This window comes from Phnomibacter ginsenosidimutans (genome assembly GCF_009740285.1).
In the GTDB taxonomy this organism is placed as follows: domain Bacteria; phylum Bacteroidota; class Bacteroidia; order Chitinophagales; family Chitinophagaceae; genus Phnomibacter; species Phnomibacter ginsenosidimutans.
Window position 1 is genome coordinate 1,489,293 of sequence record NZ_CP046566.1, and the last position, 15,219, is coordinate 1,504,511.

General features: G+C 46.7%; 20 protein-coding genes. 7 read left to right on the forward strand and 13 right to left on the reverse strand.

The annotated features are described in order from the left end of the window. Nucleotides 1-3: 3 nt before the first annotated feature. The 3 genes from GLV81_RS06330 to GLV81_RS06340 all read left to right on the forward strand — a co-directional run bounded on the left by GLV81_RS06330 (nt 4) and on the right by GLV81_RS06340 (nt 2,008). Entirely contained in the window at nt 4-798 is a 795-nt protein-coding gene (locus GLV81_RS06330) for a DUF4397 domain-containing protein (RefSeq protein ID WP_157477819.1), read from the forward strand. 120 nt (nt 799-918) lie between these two features. After that, the gene (locus GLV81_RS06335) at nt 919-1,515 is read left to right on the forward strand and encodes a TrmH family RNA methyltransferase (protein WP_157477821.1); all 597 of its coding nucleotides are present in this window, start codon (nt 919-921) and stop codon (nt 1,513-1,515) included. 7 nt (nt 1,516-1,522) lie between these two features. After that, nucleotides 1,523-2,008: a TlpA disulfide reductase family protein gene (locus GLV81_RS06340; protein WP_197428988.1), complete on the forward strand. Its 486-nt coding sequence runs from the start codon at nt 1,523-1,525 to the stop codon at nt 2,006-2,008. 31 nt (nt 2,009-2,039) lie between these two features. Here GLV81_RS06340 and GLV81_RS06345 read toward each other — a convergent pair whose 3' ends face one another. The 10 genes from GLV81_RS06345 to miaB all read right to left on the reverse strand — a co-directional run bounded on the left by GLV81_RS06345 (nt 2,040) and on the right by miaB (nt 10,008). After that, nucleotides 2,040-2,651, reverse strand: a complete 612-nt coding sequence (locus GLV81_RS06345; protein ID WP_157477825.1) for a thioredoxin family protein — start codon at nt 2,649-2,651, stop codon at nt 2,040-2,042. Between the two features lie 82 nt (nt 2,652-2,733). Beyond that, the gene (locus tag GLV81_RS06350; RefSeq protein WP_157477827.1) at nt 2,734-3,711 is read right to left on the reverse strand and encodes a YihY/virulence factor BrkB family protein; all 978 of its coding nucleotides are present in this window, start codon (nt 3,709-3,711) and stop codon (nt 2,734-2,736) included. A gap of 12 nt (nt 3,712-3,723) precedes the next feature. Beyond that, nucleotides 3,724-4,770: an endolytic transglycosylase MltG gene (mltG, locus tag GLV81_RS06355; protein WP_157477829.1), complete on the reverse strand. Its 1,047-nt coding sequence runs from the start codon at nt 4,768-4,770 to the stop codon at nt 3,724-3,726. 107 nt (nt 4,771-4,877) lie between these two features. Beyond that, complete coding sequence (locus GLV81_RS06360; RefSeq protein ID WP_246186287.1) at nt 4,878-5,123, reverse strand: hypothetical protein; 246 nt, start codon at nt 5,121-5,123, stop codon at nt 4,878-4,880. A gap of 105 nt (nt 5,124-5,228) precedes the next feature. Then, complete coding sequence (locus GLV81_RS06365; protein ID WP_157477831.1) at nt 5,229-5,987, reverse strand: hypothetical protein; 759 nt, start codon at nt 5,985-5,987, stop codon at nt 5,229-5,231. A 20-nt stretch (nt 5,988-6,007) separates the two neighbouring features. Then, entirely contained in the window at nt 6,008-6,520 is a 513-nt protein-coding gene (locus GLV81_RS06370; protein ID WP_157477833.1) for an LptE family protein, read from the reverse strand. 50 nt (nt 6,521-6,570) lie between these two features. Then, nucleotides 6,571-7,857, reverse strand: a complete 1,287-nt coding sequence (locus tag GLV81_RS06375) for a sigma-54 interaction domain-containing protein (protein ID WP_157477835.1) — start codon at nt 7,855-7,857, stop codon at nt 6,571-6,573. Between the two features lie 15 nt (nt 7,858-7,872). Further along, nucleotides 7,873-8,253, reverse strand: a complete 381-nt coding sequence (locus tag GLV81_RS06380; RefSeq protein ID WP_197428989.1) for a HepT-like ribonuclease domain-containing protein — start codon at nt 8,251-8,253, stop codon at nt 7,873-7,875. Further along, complete coding sequence (locus GLV81_RS06385) at nt 8,240-8,551, reverse strand: nucleotidyltransferase family protein (RefSeq protein ID WP_157477839.1); 312 nt, start codon at nt 8,549-8,551, stop codon at nt 8,240-8,242. The genes GLV81_RS06380 and GLV81_RS06385 overlap by 14 nt, the downstream gene beginning before the upstream one ends. Before the next feature lie 11 nt (nt 8,552-8,562). Continuing rightward, nucleotides 8,563-10,008, reverse strand: a complete 1,446-nt coding sequence (gene miaB, locus GLV81_RS06390) for a tRNA (N6-isopentenyl adenosine(37)-C2)-methylthiotransferase MiaB (protein ID WP_157477841.1) — start codon at nt 10,006-10,008, stop codon at nt 8,563-8,565. 157 nt (nt 10,009-10,165) lie between these two features. On the opposite strand from miaB, the gene GLV81_RS06395 reads away from it, so the two are divergent. After that, nucleotides 10,166-10,411 (forward strand): hypothetical protein, encoded by a 246-nt coding sequence (locus GLV81_RS06395; RefSeq protein ID WP_157477843.1) that lies wholly within the window; start codon nt 10,166-10,168, stop codon nt 10,409-10,411. Here GLV81_RS06395 and GLV81_RS06400 read toward each other — a convergent pair. Together GLV81_RS06400 and mnmC2 are read right to left on the reverse strand one after the other, a co-directional pair. Next, on the reverse strand, nt 10,408-10,839 hold the full coding sequence (locus tag GLV81_RS06400) for a YybH family protein (protein ID WP_157477845.1): 432 nt from the start codon (nt 10,837-10,839) through the stop codon (nt 10,408-10,410). The two genes, GLV81_RS06395 and GLV81_RS06400, sit on opposite strands and share 4 nt — an antisense overlap. Then, on the reverse strand, nt 10,836-11,486 hold the full coding sequence (gene mnmC2, locus GLV81_RS06405; protein ID WP_157477846.1) for a tRNA (5-methylaminomethyl-2-thiouridine)(34)-methyltransferase MnmC2: 651 nt from the start codon (nt 11,484-11,486) through the stop codon (nt 10,836-10,838). Before mnmC2 ends, GLV81_RS06400 begins: the two co-directional genes overlap by 4 nt. Nucleotides 11,487-11,562: 76 nt before the next feature. Between mnmC2 and GLV81_RS06410 the strand changes: the two genes are divergently transcribed. Then, nucleotides 11,563-12,171 carry a DNA-3-methyladenine glycosylase family protein gene (locus GLV81_RS06410; protein WP_157477848.1) on the forward strand — a complete coding sequence of 203 codons (609 nt, stop codon included), beginning with the start codon at nt 11,563-11,565 and terminating at the stop codon, nt 12,169-12,171. A gap of 130 nt (nt 12,172-12,301) precedes the next feature. Further along, nucleotides 12,302-13,561 (forward strand): aminotransferase class I/II-fold pyridoxal phosphate-dependent enzyme, encoded by a 1,260-nt coding sequence (locus GLV81_RS06415; protein ID WP_157477850.1) that lies wholly within the window; start codon nt 12,302-12,304, stop codon nt 13,559-13,561. 505 nt (nt 13,562-14,066) lie between these two features. On the opposite strand, the gene GLV81_RS06420 is transcribed toward GLV81_RS06415, so the two are convergent. Beyond that, on the reverse strand, nt 14,067-14,600 hold the full coding sequence (locus GLV81_RS06420; RefSeq protein WP_157477853.1) for a thioredoxin family protein: 534 nt from the start codon (nt 14,598-14,600) through the stop codon (nt 14,067-14,069). A gap of 36 nt (nt 14,601-14,636) precedes the next feature. Here GLV81_RS06420 and GLV81_RS06425 point away from each other — a divergent pair, with 36 nt between their 5' ends. Beyond that, nucleotides 14,637-15,197, forward strand: coding sequence for a UbiX family flavin prenyltransferase (locus tag GLV81_RS06425; protein WP_197428990.1), 561 nt, complete (start codon nt 14,637-14,639; stop codon nt 15,195-15,197). The last annotated feature ends 22 nt before the right edge of the window (nt 15,198-15,219 follow it).

The following is a 15,219-nucleotide window of genomic DNA, read 5'->3' on the forward strand; positions in this document are numbered from 1 at the left end:
ACCATGAAAAAATTAAGTTTCATCATACTTGTTTCAATTCTTGCATTTGTTGTTGGTTGCGATAAGGAGTCATCACTGCCTGTACGGTTTTCTCCGGCACAAAGTGGTGCCAGACTGAAGTTTTTGCACATGTCTCCCGATGCACCCTCCGTACTCATCTATGCCAACGATATTAAGATTACAGCCATTGCACCAGCTACAAATGGCCAGGAAAATGGACTGGGTTTTGGCGCTTTGTATCCTGCAAACCTTGGCTACAGCATTGTACCAAGCGGACAAAGTGTAAAAATTGATGTAAGAGTACCGGCTAACTCACCGGTATTGCCGGGCACCACAGCTTTTACAGCCAACCTGCCCATCGGAGAAGGTAAGTATTACACGTTGGCAGCGGTTGACTCACTGTCGAAGCTCAGTACCGTGGTAATTGAAGACGACCTCAGCGTTGGCGATCCTTCAAAAGCTTATTTCCGTATTGCAAATTTTATGAACAACAGTCCGGCAAAAATTGAAGTGCACAACACGACTCTAACCCCCAGTAACGTAACCAATGCTACTACAATGAAGTACGCAATCGGTAGCTTACCTTTTAAAAATGTAGCAGCATTCGATACGCTTACGCCGGGTCAGGTTTACCGCTTCATTTTAAAAAATCCTGTTACAGATGCCCGCCTTGACAGCGTAACCATTTCCAATTTCCCGGCGGCCCGTAAATTCACGTTGTATGTGCGTGGTGTATTAGGGCAATCAGGTAGTACCAATACCCGCCGCCCTCTGATTTTTCAATATGCCAATTTGTAAAACTGTCGATTTTTTAATTGAAACATGCAAAATATAAAAGCGAGTGTCCGGTTTTCCGGCCACTCGCTTTTCTTTGGCGAGGATAAATGTTGTTTTTTTGATGTTGAACAAGCGATAGCCATGACGCCAGAACGTACCGATAAACTCAATGCAGTATTAAATCAACGTCAGCCAGATTTGACGGTGGTGCTGGAAAATGTATTTGATCCGCATAACGTAAGTGCCGTAATGCGTACCTGCGATTGTGTGGGTATTCAGGAAATTTTTGTGCTCAATACGCGGATTGCCCGTCACAAAAACTGGGGTTTCAAAAGTAGTCGCAGTGCTTCTAAATGGGTGACTGTACATCAGTTTGAAGACTTTGAAACCTGCATGCAAACAGTGCGTAGCCGATACGGCCGGGTTATTACTACGCATTTGTCTGATGAGGCGAAAGACTTGTACAGCATTGATTTTACACAACCCACCGCATTGGTGTTTGGCAATGAACAATATGGCTGCACACCCGAAATGATTGCTGCTGCCGACGGCCATTTACGAATTCCGCAGGTAGGCATCATCCAGTCGCTCAATATTTCTGTGGCTTGTGCCGTTACTATTTATGAGGCCTTTAGGCAGAAGAGATATGCGGGGCATTACAATGAAGCAAAATTACCCGCAGCGCAGCGCCATGCATTGGAACTCGAATGGAAAATGAAATATGAAAGGGAAGCGTAACATCATCATGAAAAGAATGCTCTCACTCGTTCTTTGTATTTATGCAACAGCCAATGTTGCAGTTGCGCAAACCATTCGTGAAATGAAAATGCCTGAGCTGGTACAACACTACAAAAAGGCTAAGGGCATTTTAGTAGTCAATTTTTGGAGTACCTGGTGCAAGCCTTGCATTGACGAGATTCCGCATTTTATCAGCGTTGCCAATGCCATGAAAGCAGATAGTGTGCAATTGTTATTGGTGAGTCAGGATACTAAGGAGTTGTATCAAACTGGTGCTTTGAAAAAGTATTTGCAGCAAAAGGGATGGAAGCTGCCTGTGGTTTGGCTCAATGAAACAAATGCCGACTACTACTGTCCGTTGGTAGATGCTACCTGGAGCGGTGCAATACCAGCGACCATCATCATTCGGCCATCAACAGGGTACTATCAGTTTTATGAAGAAAGTTTGTCGGCGGAAGCATTACATACCGCCATTAAAAAAGCCCTGCATTAGTGCAGGGCTTTTTTAATGAAATCATTTTCCGTTATGGCTTGCTTAATCTTTTAATGGCGCAGCCAATTGATTTGCTGGTTGGAACGGCAATTTTTTGTCCGGCATTTAATTCATCGATGGCTTTTTCCAAATGCTTGCGGCTTACGGCTGATGCATCGCTTGGGCTATCATCAATGGCACCATGGTATACCAAAATACCATTGCTGTCAAAAAGAAAACATTCCGGTGTACGGGTAGCGCCAAAGGCGTCGGCTATTACATGGTTTTTATCAATACTGTAAGCCCAGTTGTATCCTTGCGCTTTGGCATAGCTTTGCATGGCTTCAAAGCTGTCTTCATTGCCACGGTAAGCCTCGTTGGAGTTGAGCACGGCCACACCAATTTGCTGCGATTGTGCATAGCTTAAAATGGCTTTGGTGCGGGTCTGGTTTTTAATAACGTACGGACAGGTGTTGCAACTAAACATTACCAGCAAACCTTTACTCGTACTGAGTTGCTTCAGGGTTACTTCTTTGCCATTCACACCTTGCATGCCGATGTTACCTACATCTGGCATTGGGCTGCCCACAGTGAGTACCTGTGCTGGCATAAATGCAAATGCCGATACGGCAAGTGCAACAATGGCAATCATCATTTTTTTCATAGTAGAAAATTGAAGGAGTATGAAGTAAGATAAATGACGATACAAATTATTAACTCCGTTTGTTCAGCGCAATCAAAGCATGTTAAAATCTGTCTTCGATATTATCTGCCATTGTTTCGGCAGCAATGCGCTTGGCACTTTGCGCTTTTATGGAGGCTATACTCACATTGATTTCGAACCCGATGATGAGCACCAGGGCATTGATGTACACGATATTCATGAGTAGAATAACCGTGCCAACGGAGCCATAAATTTTGTTGATGTTGCTGAAATTATTTACCCAAACAGAAAAGCCCCAGGTAACAAGTAATACCAAAACTGTAGCCAGTACCGCACCCGGCGATCGAAGGCTCCACTTTACTTTTACCGCAGGGCCATACCGGTAAATAAATGCGATGGTGAAGTAGGTTAGGCTGAAGATGATGAGCCATCGACTGTATTCGATTACAGTGCGAATAACATAATGATCCCAGCCTAGTTTTTTGAGAATGAAAGTTTTGATATTGCCCTGTGTGGCCAGCAACAACATGGAGGCCAAAATCAACAGAATCAGTAAAGAGGTAAGTTTAAATGCTGTCCAACGCTTGGCCATAAAGCGACTGCTGCGTTCTTCAAAATAGCTGCGGTCGAAAGTGTGCATGATGCCCATCATGGCGTTGGAACTAAAGAAAATAATGAAGGCCACACTCAACCAAAGCAGTCCGCTTCTTTCGGTATTAAAGAAGTCATTGATTACATCGCTAAGCAAAAGATACATGTCTTTATTCAGCAACATGTCGTTGAGTAAAATCAGTAGTTGATCTCTGAGGTGTAAGGCATCTGGCAAAAAAGGCACCAGTGTGAGCAAGAAAATGAGACCGCCCGGAATGGCCATTATGATGTTGAAAGAAATGGCAGCTGCTCTTTCGCTAAAGCCGATTTTTCGCACCTGCTGTATAAAAAACTGTAGCACATCAAACACCGGTATGCCTTCAAACCCGGGCAGTGTAATGCGTTTGCTTACCCGCAACAGGGCAGCAATAGGAGGGAATGACAGCAGTTTTTTCTCCAGCTTGGTCATCTTGACTGAATCTTATTTGCCGGCAGCTTTGGCGGCTTTTCGGTTGAGATAAGCCGTCAGGCTGTCCTGATAAATTTTGGCGGCCTTGCTGTGTTCGGCATAGCTGCTGTTGAACACTGAGTGGCCACTGAAATCGGGCTTGGCTACAAAGTAAATATAGTCAGTTGCCGGCGCCTGCAGCACTGCATCCAGCGTGGCTACAGATGGCACACAAATAGGACCGGGCGGCAGGCCTTTGTTTTGATAGGTGTTGTAAGGCGATGCCACTTTCAGGTGGTTGTAATACACCCTGTTGGTTTCAAAATCTTTTCGGGCAAATCGAACGGTTGGGTCGGCTTGTAATGGCATGCCTTTCTTCAGGCGGTTCATGTACACACTGGCCACCAGCGGCTTGTCGCTACGCATGTTGGTTTCCTCTTCTACAATGCTGGCAATGGTGTACACTTCCGCAGGAGAAAAACCCAATGCGGCAGCTTTTTCCTTTCGGTTTTTTTGTGCCCACCACTTGGCTTGCTCTTTCTTCAACCTTTGCATTACCGTGTTGAAATTCTGTGTCCAGTAAATATTGTAGGTGTTTTGAATGAGCAAAGTGGCCCAGCTAGCTGTATCTACACCCAAAGCTTTCAGGCTATCATTGCTGCTCAGAAACCGCATAATACTGGCACTGTCTGTTTCAATCAGCTGACTCATTTTTTGTGCCCAGTCTTCCCGCAACCGTATTTTGCCCAGTACGAGTTTTACTTCAGCCTGACGGCCGGCTTTCAGCATGCGGAAGATGCTCAAAGCATTGCTGCCTTTTTCGATGCGGTATTTACCCGGTTTTATATTATCGTAGTATCCGGTAGCTTTCGCCAGCACATCAAAGCCGGTGGTACTGCTGATGATGCCATCCTTTTGCAATGCCTGCAGCACTGCTTCTTTGCTGTTGGTACCGGTTGCGATGTACACAAATTTGGCTTTGTCGCTAAAGCCGGTAACACTGCTCCCGAAAAGCCACCACAACAGTAGCAGCAACAGTGCTCCAATAATCAGCACCGGTTTGACGATTTTCTTCAGCATAAATCTCTTTTCGTTTGGTTGTACAAAGGCCGCATTGTTTCGGCAATTTGCAAAAAAAATCCTGCTGAGCTCAGCAGGATTTTCTATTCGGCGAAAATTAGAATCAATTACTTGCCACTGTCTGCCTTGGCAGGAGCTGGCGTAGTGGTAGCTGCAGGCGTTTGAGCCTTGGGGGCAGTTTGAGCAGGAGCGCCGCTGCCGCTTACACGGTCGATGGCAGATTTGCCTTGGTCGGCACCGCCCATAAACAGTACGCTTACGATGCACAAAATACCGATGATGGCAGCAAACAACCAGGTGCCTTTTTCCAATACATCAGTGGTTTGTTTTACGCCCATAAATTGGTTGCCCAAACCGGCTACGTTGCCGCTGAGGCCACCACCTTTGGGGTTTTGTACCAGGATCGATCAATCCGAGGATTACACTCGCCAATACAATCAGAATGAGGAAAAGGATGGTCATTTTTCTGCTTTTAATTTTTCAATTCGGGCTGCAAAGAAAACGGATTTTTCAGGATGCAGCAAAGATAATTTCTCGTATACGGCAATGGCTTGTTTGGCCATTCCCTGCTGGGCCAGCACCTCGGCCATGGCTTCTGTTACCACTTCTTTGGTTTGAAGCGATGCACTTGCCTGCGCCTCTACCAGCGGGTCGTTGCTGATTTGCCCGGTTTGGTAGTTGATGCGCTTCATGGTTTTGAGCCATTGGGTAAAGCTTTTCAGCTGTACATCAAAACGGGTGGTGCCCAGCTGGCTGGCATCCATTTTAATACCCAGTGCGGCAAAATAGTCGACGGTATGATAAGGCTGAAACAGCAGGTCCTCGTCATCGCTTGATGCTGTAGCCGCTACAGCTGCGAGAGGCTGTTCTTCTTGTGCTGCTGCATCGGCAGCAGGTTCTTCGGCAGCCTCCTCTGGCGGATGAACTGGGTCATGGTAAACTGTTTCTTCCGCTTCGGCAGCCAGTGCTACAGCTTCGGGCTGTTCATTGGTACCTAACGATTCAGGTTCAACTTGTGCAGGAGCAACAGCGGTAAGCAACACATGCATACGGAGTGGCTGCTGTACAAATGCGGCCAGCTTGCCCGGCGCTTCGGTATTGCCTTGCTCACTCAGCCACAGCTGCGCCGTAGGGTACCACGGATATTGCTGCGCCAACGATGCTACGTTGGTGGCTGTTTCCAGCGAAGGCAATATGGTTTGTTTGCTAGCAAGCATAGGCCGAATGTAGGGGGCATTTACCAATTGGAAAAAATGCGGTTGAAAATTTCGTCGGTAATGCCTTTAATCAGGTCTTCGCCCAATTCGCTTTCGGCCTGCTGCAAGGTTTTGCTGGCGCTGAAATCAAAACTCTTGTTGACAGAGTAATCACTGGTTTTGCCCAGCTTGTTATCCCGCAGGCTTATTTGAACCACAACGGTCAGTCGGTTGGTGCTGGCCTGCTGAGCACTAATGCCCGATGTACTTACCGAATAGTCGGTTACTGCCCCGCTGATTACCCAATCGGCATCCTCATTGTTGGTGCGGGTAAGTTTGGTTTGGCCTACAATTTTTTGCTGCAACCTGTCTGTAATGGCCGGGCTCAACCTTGGGTTTACCAACCGGGCTTTGTTTTCAATAAAGTTCACCTTCACCGTTTTGATATCAGCCGGAATGCTGATGTCTTTAAACGTATATACACCGCAAGCCGATACGGCAAAAGCCATCAGCAGCCATACCCAACTCCACTTCATCCATCTGGTTACTTTCATAATTTCTTTTTCATTTTCAAATTAGCACATTCGCTAATTATCACATTGAGCTACAGGTCTTCAATATCGTATTCTTTCAACTTGCGGTACAGCGTACGTTCGCTGATGCCGAGGTCGAGAGCTGCATCTTTTCGTTTGCTGCGGTGTTTTTTCAATGCCCTGATGATGAGTTCTTTTTCCATTTCGGCAATGTTGAGCGACTCATCTACTTCTTCATGATGATCAAACGTAGCCACGGTTTCGGGTTGCTGAATGTACACCGGCGTTGGTGCTGGTGTTGGCTTGTTCATGTTGAAGTTGGTGAGGGCTACATCATGTGGCATCAGGTTGCTGTTGTCGTTCATGACATCCTGAAAGCCTTGTGTGGCAACAACAGCAGAAGGATTGTTGACCAGCTCTACAAACATGCGTTTCATTTCATTCACATCCTTCTTCAGGTCGAAGATGAATTTGTACAAAATATCCCTTTCGTTGGCAAAGGTGGTTTCACTCACAAATCCGCTTCCGTTAGCTGGCAGATTGCTGGCCAGCACGGGCAGGTTGTTGAGTAGCGCATCTGGTAAAAAGGGTTTCAGTTCTGCTGCCGAAATTTGTTTCGATTTTGCAAGCACACTTATTTGTTCCGCAATGTTTTTCAGTTCCCGCACATTGCCCCGCCATGGATAATGCATAATCATTTGCCGGGCTTCTTCATCTTGCAGTTGTACCGGCGTAGTATTGTATCGCTCCGCAAAATCAATCACAAATTTTCTAAACAACAAGGGTATATCTTCTTGTCTGTCTCTGAGCGATGGAATGCGAATGGGCACAGAGTTGAGGCGGTAGTACAGGTCTTCACGAAAGCGGCCTTTATGGGCTTCCTGCAGCAAGTCGCGGTTGGTAGCAGCTATCACCCGCACATCTGTTTTTTGCACTTTGCTGGAGCCCACCCTTATGAATTCGCCGGTTTCCAGTACCCGTAGCAAGCGGGCCTGTGTGCCCAGCGGCATTTCACCAATTTCATCCAGAAAAATGGTGCCACCATTTACCGTTTCAAAATAGCCTTTGCGGGCATCTACGGCACCGGTGAAGGAGCCTTTTTCGTGGCCAAACAATTCGCTGTCGATGGTGCCTTCGGGTATGGCACCACAGTTGACCGCAATAAACGGATTGTGCTTGCGGGGCGATAGCGAATGAATGATTTGGCTGAACACTTCTTTACCCACGCCGCTTTCGCCGCTGATGAGTACGCTTAGGTCGGTGTTGGCTACCTGCACGGCCACATGCAATGCATGGTTGAGTGCCGGCGCATTGCCAATAATGCCAAACCTGTTTTTTATCGATTGTAAGTCGCTCATGTTGTTGTATCCTTCTTAATCTATTTCAGGATGTATAGTTCCAAAAAGACGGAGATTCTCTCTGTCAATCCAGTCAAGTATTTCCTTTTTTAAAACAGGAATTTTTTCTGTCGCTAAAGCCCACAATAGGGAGTGGTTTATTTTGAAATAATCATGCGCCAATAAATGACGTAAGCTGATAATTCTGCTCATGTCTGATACTGGTTGAAATTCGTGCTGTTTCTGAATCTGGTACAATGCTTCTCCAATTATTTCGAAAGACCTTTCCAAGGCAAGCTTGTAGACTTCACTTTTCAGCATAGAAGATTCTTCGCCAGCTTCTTGAAGAATTGACTCAATGGCGAGAATTCTTGTTCGGATATCCTCCAGTCGCACAATCAAATCACGCTTCGCCATACAACAACTGTTTTTCTTGGTTGATGAAAAAGCGGAGATACTTGTTGTCAATACTTTCAGCATCCAATAAGTCTACATCTCTTTTTAGCAGATGCTCCAAATTGTTTTTCAATGAAAGGAATGCGTCGAACTTTTCCAGTTGCGATTGGTCAGGCACATAACTAACCAGAAAATCAACATCACTTTCCGGACCAAAATCATTCCGTAGCACACTGCCGAAAACACACAAGGAAGCAATGCCATGCTGTTTGCATAGTTCAATGATTGCTTTTTTGTTGTTGTCGATGATGGGGTGCATCTGCCGTGTATTTATGCTTCTACAATATTGCCCAGCAAAGTGGCCTGTGTGCTGTCGTATACTTTTACCCACACATAGTCACCTTTTTGCAGCGGGTAGTTTTCTTTCGGAAATACCACCACTTTGTTTTGGCTGTTGCGGCCCATCCAGTCGGCATCGCTGCGTTTGCTGTTGCCTTCTATCAACACTTTAAAAGTCTTGCCAATGTCTTGCAGATTGCTTTCGCGGCTCAGGCGGTTTTGCAGTTCTACAATTTCTACCAGGCGGCGCTTCTTTACCTCTTCCGGAATATCATCGGTATAGCGGCGGGCAGCCAGTGTACCGGGTCTTTCGCTGTAAAAAAACATGTAGCTCATGTCGTACTTGCTGTAATCCATGATGCTGAGTGTATCCTGATGGTCTTCTTCGGTTTCGGTACAGAAGCCGGCAATTACATCACTACTGATACCGCAGTCGGGCAGTATTTCACGGATGCGGTCTACCTTGGCCATGTACCACTCACGGGTGTAGGTACGGTTCATCAGTTGCAATACACGGGTGCTGCCGCTTTGCACGGGAAGGTGTATGTATTTGCAAATGTTTTCATACTTGGCCATGGTATGCAGCACTTCATCGGTAATGTCTTTGGGATGAGAAGTGCTGAAACGTACCCGCAGGTCGGGGCTGATGAGGGCTACTTTTTCGAGCAGCTGTGCAAAGTTGACAATGCGGCCATCGTCGTGTACAAAATAGTAGCTGTCTACATTTTGGCCCAGTAGTGTTACTTCTTTAAAGCCACGGTCCCACAGGTTCTGACACTCAGCGAGAATGCTGATATCATCGCGGCTGCGTTCACGGCCACGGGTAAAGGGCACCACGCAAAATGAACACATATTGTTGCAGCCCCGCATAATGCTTACAAAGGCAGATACCCCATTGCTGTCGAGGCGTACGGGTGAAATATCGGCATAGGTTTCATCGCGGCTCAGCATTACGTTCACGGCTTTCTGGCCGGTTTCGGCTTCTTCCACCAGGGCCGGCAGGGTACGGTAGGCATCGGGGCCTACCACCATGTCTACCAGTTTTTCTTCTTCCAGCAGTTTGCTTTTGAGGCGTTCGGCCATACAGCCGAGCATGCCCACCAGGGTGCCTGGTTTGCTCTCTTTGAGTTTGCGAAACTCGGTGAGTCGTTTGCGAACGGTTTGTTCGGCTTTTTCCCGGATGCTGCAGGTATTCAGCAAAATGAGATCGGCTTCTTCCACATTGCGGGTGGCGCCAAAGCCATGCTGGTTGAGGATGGAAGCTACAATTTCGCTATCGCTGAAGTTCATTTGGCAGCCATAGCTTTCAATGTAAAAATGCTTCTTGTATTGGTTGGGGTCCAGCGCAAAGGGCGCATAGGCTTCACCCTGACGATTTTCGTCGTGGCTTTTCAATGCGGCGGCAATGTCTGGCGTTGTAGTAGGTATTTCGTGCATCAATGCGCTTTTTTGAAGACGGCAAAGATAATGGCTGTTGCGCCAAAATGACAGGTACAGAACCTTATTAACGAAATGCTGTAATGTACGGGTGTATTCGCCGCTTTTCACCCGAAAAGTGCGACTTTAGCTCACTTCAATCTTTTCATTTATTCGCATGGAACCAGAAGTCAGAAAATACCTCACAACTATTTTGAATACCATGAGCATGGGACTCATCTGGTTGCTCATCAATACCTTGTTTGGTATTAAAATGGGGTTGCTGTTTTGGGGCGATACAAAGCCTGTATGGCATGTAGTGTATTACATCTGCGTGGTAGTGAGCTTTGTTTTTTTGCTCCGCTATATCATCAAAAAATGGAAGGAAGTGCCTCGGTTTGGTGCAGACGAGCAGCAGCCCTAACTGCTATGGTCGGCTATGATACGCCAGCCTTCTTTAAACTTCTTGAGCACCAGTGAAAAATGCCCGCCTACATTGCCGGCAGAGCGGGTGAGGTACCATTTGCCAATAACGCTATAGTACTTTTTGCCCAAGGGCTTTAGCTGAATGATGGTAAATTTCAATTGCCCCATTTTAGCTGGCGAATCGTACCGTTTGAGGTAGCCTTCGTAGGTGTTTTGCCAGCCATAGGTAAGGCCCGAGGAACCTGTGAATGTCAGTGAATCGTTTTTCCAATATCCCTGCATAAACGCTTTGATATCACCACGGTTCCATGCGGCTTCCTGCTCTTGCATCAATGCTAATATGGCTTTTTCATCGGCGGTTTGCTGTGCAAAGCCATTGGCTGCTGCCAGCAAACCAATCATCAGGAGCAGGAATATGCGTTTCATTCTTCTTGAAGTTTGTGGGCCCGCACCATTTCTCGTTTGCCGTAAGGTCCGGGTAGTTTTTCAACAATAAAGCCAACCGATTCTAAGGTACGTCTTACTTCGCCTTTGCTGCAATAAGTTGTCAGCAATCCGCCGGGATAAAGCAGGTCATACATTTTGGTAAACACCTCGGCCGTCCATAGTTCAGGCTGGGCAGAAGGTGCAAAGGCATCGAAGAAAATGACATGAAATTGTTTGCTGGTTTGAAACTCCTGCAAAGATGTTTTGTGTTTTACCAAGCTAAACCAGCTGCCAATGCGGATAGTACGTTGCCAGGGCGTTTGGTGGAGCATCTGAAATGATTCGCACAATTCTCTTTTGCCCATTACCTGTGCAAAATTCAAGTGCTTGTATTCTTCCTTTTCCAGCGGAAATGCTTCTACAGCTTCGTATTCAATTTTCACCTTGGCTTCTCTGGCTTCGAGGTAAGCCAGAAAGGCATTGAGCCCTGTGCCAAAGCCCATTTCAAAAATGCGGACAGGTTCTGTTTTGCCTACAAAAGGCTGCATCCCTGCGCCGATATAAACATGCTCACTCTCCTGAATAGCTCCGTACCGGCTTGTGGTACGTAACTTCGGACGATGCCAGTTGCAATGTATGCGACCCATCACCCGTCACCTGTAATTCACGCCTCATGGGCGCAAATATGCAGGCATAATGTTGAAACATCCAACAATCTGTCTAATGGAATATGTACAAGTGTTGAAAAATGATCCGGTACTTTTCAATGTGCTTGAGGGTCAGGTTTTTTCACTTAAGAAAAAAAGAAATATAGGATTGCAGCTGATGCTGTCCATCATGAGCCAGCAACTTAGTACCAAAGTGGCGACTGTATTTAAACAGCGTTTTTTAGCCTTGTTCCCCACGCAAAAAGTACCTGTTATGACAGATGTGCTGGCCATCTCTTACGAGCAATTGCGCAGCATAGGATTGAGTCATGCCAAGGCAACTTATGTGTATGCTGTGGCAGCTTTTTTTGAAACCCATCAATTAACCGATCGCCAGTTGCATGCATTGAGCAATGACGAATTGAAAGCTTTGCTAACACAAATAAAAGGCGTGGGTCCATGGACGGTAGAAATGCTGCTGATGTTTAGTATGGCCCGCACCAATGTGTTTCCTGTAGATGATTTGGGCATACGGCAAGCCATGCTGCAGCTGTACGGTATTCGCAGCAAAGACCTGCGCCGGCAAAAGGCCCGCATGCAAGCTATTGCTGCCCAATGGCATCCGTATCAAACCTATGCCTGCCTGCATTTGTGGCACTGGAAAGACAATGCGCCCAAACTTTAACCAGGGCTAAGATGCACAGGGTGTGCTCAACTTTGGCGAAGCTTTACTTGCTGTGCCGTGTGTAAAATGTACATTTGCGGCCGAAAAACCAGCTGTCTGGCTGGATTTGTACCACAAGAAAATCAGCACTATGGCCGACATTTTTGAAAGACTGTTGAAGAACTACGGACCTCTTGGTCAGCACCGTGAACGTGCTCACGGATATTTTGCCTTCCCCAAACTGGAAGGAGAAATAGCGTCACGCATGAAGTTTCGCGGACAAGAAATGATTGTATGGAGCCTCAATAACTACCTGGGCTTGGCCAACCACCCCGAAATACGCAAGGTAGATGCCGAAGCCGCTGCCGAATTTGGTTTGGCTTACCCCATGGGTGCCCGTATGATGAGTGGTAACAGTAACCATCATGAACGTTTGGAAGCCGAACTGGCTGCCTTTGAACATAAAGAAGATGCCATTTTGTTGAACTTCGGTTATCAGGGCATCATGAGTGCCATTGATACCTTGTGTGGCCGTCATGATGTGATTGTGTACGATGCAGAAAGCCATGCTTGTATCATTGATGGTTTGCGTTTGCACCCCGGTCACCGCTACGTATTTAAGCACAACGATATCGAAGATTGCGAGAAGCAATTGCAACGTGCCACGCAGCTGATTGAAAAGCAAAAAAGTGGCGGCATTCTGGTAATTACCGAAGGGGTGTTTGGCATGGCCGGCGACCAAGGTAAACTGAAAGAAATTGTGGCCCTCAAAGGCAAATATGATTTCCGCCTGCTGGTAGATGATGCGCATGGTTTTGGTACCCTCGGCGAAACAGGTGCCGGCGCTGGTGAAGCACAAGGCTGTCAGGATGGTATCGATTTGTACTTCAGCACATTTGCCAAATCAATGGCCAGCATCGGTGCATTTATTGCCGGTCCCAAAGCCATTATCGATTATATCCGCTACAACATTCGCAGTCAGATTTTTGCAAAGAGCTTGCCCATGCCCATTGTATTGGGCAACCTGAAGCGCCTGCACATGTTGCAAACCATGCCCGAACTGAAAAACAAGTTGTGGGAAAATGCGACCAAACTGCAGGAAGGTTTGAAAGCCCGTGGTTTCGACATCGGCAAAACCGATTCGGTAGTAACGCCGGTGTACATGAAGGGCGGTATTGAAGAAGCTACCGCTATGGTGATGGACCTGCGGGAGAACTACAAAATTTTCTGCTCTATTGTGGTGTATCCTGTTATTCCTAAAGGGCACATCATTTACCGCCTTATACCTAGTGCCGCTCATACCGATGAGGATATTCAACTGACGTTGAAAGCCTTCACCGAAACCAAAGAAAAATTGGATGCCGGTGCTTATAAGGCAGAAGCCATTCCGGATATGGCGGAGAAAGCATAATGCAGATGATAGATGATGGTTGGGAGATGTTGGGAAAACATCGGCCTGTCCAGATAATCAACAACAGCGCCTCACGAAAGTGGGGCGCTGTTGCTTTGGGAAATAATGGCCAACAAAAAGCCCCGCATTGCGGGGCTTCCTCAATCAAAACCATTGACCATTAAACCTTATCCTATGAAAATTCAGGACTAATATGAGGAATGCTGACGGATTAAACAAAAAAAATATGTGTTTGGGTTGGCTAATGGCTTAAAGCAAAGGGCTGAAAGCTGTCTGCAACTAGTAATGAGCAATATGGATTAAAGCATAAGCAAGTTTGAAAATACCACTTAGTTCTCCTTAGCAGTTTTGAACCTTCGTGGTTAAAAAACTCCGTGATCCTCTGAGTTTACCTCCTTTCCCTTTGTGGTAAAATGCGTTGTGCTCCTTTTGTTTTTGTGCCTTGGTGGTTCGAAAAAACTCCGTGTTCCTCCGTGCATTCCTCCATCCCCTCTGTGGTTAAATCTCACTTCCATTTGCCACTAAACTGCCGCTGATAGCTCACAAAATCCATTTGCTCATTGGCCCGGCTGCCGTAGTATTTCAGCACCAGCTCCAGGTCTTTGGGCTTAATAGCACCGGGTATCACCTGCCATTCACCTTTTGCAGGAATGATAACAGTAGAAGGATACACCATATTGCCCCGCAATAATTTCACCGCCAGCTGATGCACTTTAAACTTGGATTGATAGCGAAACACTTCGCCATCCCAACGCACACTATCCTTGCGTTCGGCATTGAGTTTAACGGGCACATAATTGGCCTGAATGTATTGCACTACTGAGTCGTGTTGCCAGGTGGTAGCATCCATCAGTTTGCAGTAGGTGCACCAATCGGTGTATACATCTACCAGCACCGGTTTGCCATCTGGCGGTAGCTGCGCTGCCAGCTGTGCAATAGGTTGCCATTGCACGCCTTTTTTACCTGCCGGCGCAAATGCCGACAGCACTGGTAAAAGAGAAATGATACTGCACAACCACCAAATGGAAACCTTTCGCATGCAATGCTGTTATTTTGGCAAAGCTAAGCGATGCCCATGCATAAAATTGTTGTTGCTATTACGGGAGCCAGTGGTTCCATTTACGCCAAATTGTTGTTGGATAAACTGGTGCAGTTGCGTCAGCAAATTGATGCTCTGGCTGTGGTGATGTCGCCCAATGCAGCCGATGTGGCCCGCCAGGAACTGGGCAACGATGTATTGGAAAAATATCCGGTGCAATATTTCGACCGCAACGATTTTAATGCGCCCTTTGCCAGTGGCAGTGGCCGCTATAATACCATGCTGGTAGTGCCTTGCAGCATGGGTACGCTGGGCCGCATAGCACAAGGGGTGAGCAACGATTTAGTGACCCGTGCCGCCGATGTGGTATTGAAAGAACGCCGCAAACTCATCCTCGCTGTAAGAGAAACACCTTACAACCTCATCCATATCAAGAACATGGAAACCGTAACGCTGGCGGGTGGCATCATTTGCCCTTGTACGCCTTCATTTTATAGCCGCCCACAAACCGTAGAAGAAGTAGCTGCCACTGTAACCGACCGCCTGATTGATTTGATTGGTTTGGAGCAAAATACTTATCGCTGGGGGGAGAAATAGTTGGTAGTTGATAGTTGATTGT